We start from the raw sequence: 3,434 nt of genomic DNA, 5'->3' as shown, positions 1-3,434 counted from the left end.
GGTTCCGCCTGGGTCTCTTGCTCATCGTCTCTCCTGATCTCGGCCATCCTGGCCGCCTTCAGGCAGACAATCCACTCAGCACGCTGTCCAATTTTCCCGAGCCACCTCTCACTTCGGCAAAGCTTGACGGAGTTCTGGAGATTTCCTGTAGAAGCCGGTGATTGTGCTTTATGCTCGGGCATAACATGGACTTGGAGATTTCCGAGTCGACACGGAGCGATTTCAGCGCGAAGGACGAGATCGTGGCCGCGGTCAGGTGCGGTCTGGCGCGACGTGCCGGAGGGCGCCGCGCTGACCCAATTTCCCAACTGCCGAGATTGCCTGCCGCGGGACGGGCAAGCTGCTGATCGTCCGCTCGGGCTATCGCGGCCCCGAGCACAACCGCGCCGTCGGCGGCACAACCTGCGCCAAGCATCTCGACGGTGCCGCCTTCGACATCGCCATGGCGAACCACGATCCGGTGGCGTTCGAGGCGACGGCGCGGGAGGTCGGGTTCCTCGGGTTCGGATACTATCCGCGCTCGGGTTTCATGCACATTGACCTCGGACCGGCCCGCCAGTGGGGCGAGCGATTCCCGGTTCGGGAGACGGCATTTGCAGCCGAGACCCTGCCTGCGCGCGAAGTGCTGGCCGACGGCCGCACCATGACAGGCGGCGGAGTTGCCGGTGTTGCGACGCTGGGTGCGACGGGTGTCGAAGTCGTGCAGACATCCTCACCGAAACCCAATCCGCCATCCTGCCGCTCGTGCCGTATCTCGACACGCTGCGCTGGGTATTCATCGCCATCGCGCTCGGGAGAATAGCGGTCACGATCCACGCCCGCCTCGACGACGCATTGCTGCCGTCACCGCGGGCGGCTTGCGGTAACTTGGGGATAACGTGCCGGCGCGGGCCACGATCGCCCGTGCCGGCCATATCTGTCAGAGATCGTATTGCGCCCGCGCGATATCGCCCAGGCCGACCTTGTCGAGCCGGTCCAGCGGCGCCAGGAAGGTCACCTGGATCACCCCCGGCGCGCGGCCGATCTCGATCGCGCCGTTGATCGTCGCGCGGTTGCGCACCTCCGGCACGGTCATGTCCAGCAGCTTGGCCGCCCGCTCCAGCCCGTTCTCGATCGCCGCGTTCAAATTCGGCGCCGTGCCGATCACCGAAATCGGTGCCGAGTTCTCGAGCTGTCCGACCTTCCAGGATTTGGCCAGCCGCTCCGCCTTGGCGCGCTCGGCTTCGGAGAAGGGCCGGGCCAGCGGCGGCAGATCCTCGAGGAGCGGAAACAGCACCGGTCCGTCGATCGGATAGTTTTTCAGCACCTCGACCTGCAACGTGACGCTGCCCGAGACATCCATCGTGTGGCCGGCGATCTCGCCGTCGCCCTGGGCGGCATGCATGTCGCCCATATAGACGCCCGCGCCCTTCACCTTGACCGGTGCGACCAACACCGCACCGGGACGTACCGCGTCAATGTCCATGTGCCCGTCGGTCTTGTGTTCGGCCAATTGCGCGGCGGTGACGGCGTATTCATGCGGGGCGCCGACGAGGAAGGCGCCGAAATCGCCGGCATTGTGGGAATCGGGCAGCGGCATCGACGGCGTCGTGCCCAATTGCCCGAGGAATGGGCGCATACGCACCATCACCGCCGGCATATCTGACGGCGCGTAGGTCAGGATCGGGTGCTGCACCGACTGATCCGGCAGCGCGGCATAATGATGGGCGTCGCGCGCGATGGTCTCGGCCGCCTGCTTCGGCATCGTCACCCCGACATGGCGAGTTTCGTCGAACACCACCGTATAGCCATGCACGATCTCGAACGGCTTCACCGTATTGCCGCAGGCATCGCATTTGACAGCATCGCCGCCGATCCCCTCGACATGGGTCTCGGGCCAGATCGTGTCGCAGGTCGGGCAGCGCGCGGCGACATAAGGGTCGCCCAGGCAAAAGCCTTCCGGCGAACTGTCGTGGCCGGACGCGGTCGCGATCGAGGTCACGCTGATGTCGCGGATGCGGATGATGACGCCGTCGCCCGGTTCCGCGCCCACGATCTCGACCGGCTGGGTAACCTCATGGCCGCCGCGCAGCCGCGGCGTGATCATCGGGCCCCAGCAGCCCGGCGCGGTGTTGGCGATGATCGTTCCGCCATTCTCGACCGGGCCGAGCATCGGCTGGTTCGGGTCGAGCACGCTGTTGGTGAAGCCTTGCACGACGACGCTGCGTTGCGCTGTCTTCGTCGGATTGGTGATGTCCAGCATCTCAAGCTCCCTCGATCGTCAAATCGCCCGGCAGGTGGCGGCCGCTCCCCGGTGAAGCTAGCACGATCGTCACACTTCGCCACAGGGGCGACCGGCAGGTCAACACCGTCGATGTCCGAGCCTTGCGATTGCTTCGGCTCGCCATGGGGATGATAGTCCTGTCGATGATAGCGGCATCTGGAGGAATTGATGGAACGCGGCAGATCGAGGTTTGAGATGAAAGGCGAGCCCGCCGTAACTGTTCAAGACGGCAGGCGAGCACCCCACATGGCGAAGACCGTTTTGCCTTCTGGCGTCTTCGCCAAATCCGCCGCATCGGCGCTGTTCCTGGCCGCCGCGATCATCGCCGGCGCAACGACGTCGGCAAGAGCCGCCGAGTGCACTGCCTCGCCGAAGGCGGCGATCGATTGGAGTGGGTGCGACCGCAGCAATCTGGTTCTGTCCGGCGCCAATCTCGAAGGCGCCAATCTTCAGAAAGCCGATTTCACCCAGACCGACCTGCGGAACGCCAAGCTCGCATCGTCAAACCTGGAAAAGGCGGCGCTGGTGCGCGCGTCGCTCGCCGGCGCTGTTGCCGACAAGGCCAATTTCACCAAGGTAGAAGGCTATCGAACCAACCTTTCGGGTCTTTCCGCGCGCGGCGCCTCGTTCCATGGCGCGGAACTCCAGCGGGCGGACTTCCGCAATTCCGACCTGACCGGAAGCAGTTTCGAGAAAGCCGAACTGGGCCGCGCGATTTTCGCCGGGGCCGATCTGACCGGCACGGTATACCCACTGGCCATTCTTGCCCGCGCCGATTTCAGCGGTGCCATCCTCTCAGGCCCGGTGGACTTCACCGGCGCCTACATGTTTCTGACCCGGCTGGAGGGCGTCGATTTATCGGCCGCAGTCGGCCTGGAGCAGGGCCAGATCGACATCGCCTGCGGCGATGCGGCCACGCGGCTTCCCGCTGGCCTGACCCCTCCGGCGCTATGGCCCTGCCCGGTGGATTGAGGCCGGCGTGGGCGGGCCAAGCGTATGCCCATTGCGCTCGCCCTTGGCTTGGTCTGATGCGATGCGGAGCGGTGGCTTGGCGGGCAGTGCTTGGATGGAGGGTAGTTTTCAAACGCAAGACGCCCCTCGGCTTTGTGGGCACGAGGGGCGTTTTGGTGATGGGCTGGTTTTTTTGTGAAGATGGAGAAGCTTTGCGATT

At 65.0% G+C, this 3,434-nt stretch carries 3 protein-coding genes; 2 read left to right on the top strand and 1 reads right to left on the bottom strand.

From position 1 onward, the window contains the following. Positions 1-316: 316 nt before the first annotated feature. Positions 317-802, top strand: a complete 486-nt coding sequence (locus VSX60_RS22010) for a YcbK family protein (RefSeq protein ID WP_327626376.1) — start codon at positions 317-319, stop codon at positions 800-802. Positions 803-919: 117 nt separating this feature from the next. Here VSX60_RS22010 and VSX60_RS22005 read toward each other — a convergent pair whose 3' ends face one another. Next, complete coding sequence (locus VSX60_RS22005; protein ID WP_327626375.1) at positions 920-2,242, bottom strand: acetamidase/formamidase family protein; 1,323 nt, start codon at positions 2,240-2,242, stop codon at positions 920-922. Between the two features lie 267 nt (positions 2,243-2,509). Between VSX60_RS22005 and VSX60_RS22000 the strand changes: the two genes are divergently transcribed. Further along, the gene (locus VSX60_RS22000; RefSeq protein WP_327626374.1) at positions 2,510-3,235 is read left to right on the top strand and encodes a pentapeptide repeat-containing protein; all 726 of its coding nucleotides are present in this window, start codon (positions 2,510-2,512) and stop codon (positions 3,233-3,235) included. Positions 3,236-3,434: the final 199 nt, after the last annotated feature.

The sequence above is a fragment of the Aurantimonas sp. A3-2-R12 genome (genome assembly GCF_036016755.1).
GTDB classification, from domain to species: Bacteria; Pseudomonadota; Alphaproteobacteria; order Rhizobiales; family Rhizobiaceae; genus Aurantimonas; species Aurantimonas coralicida_A.
The sequence above is the reverse complement of the archived record's forward strand: the minus strand, read 5'-3'. Positions and strand labels throughout refer to the sequence as shown.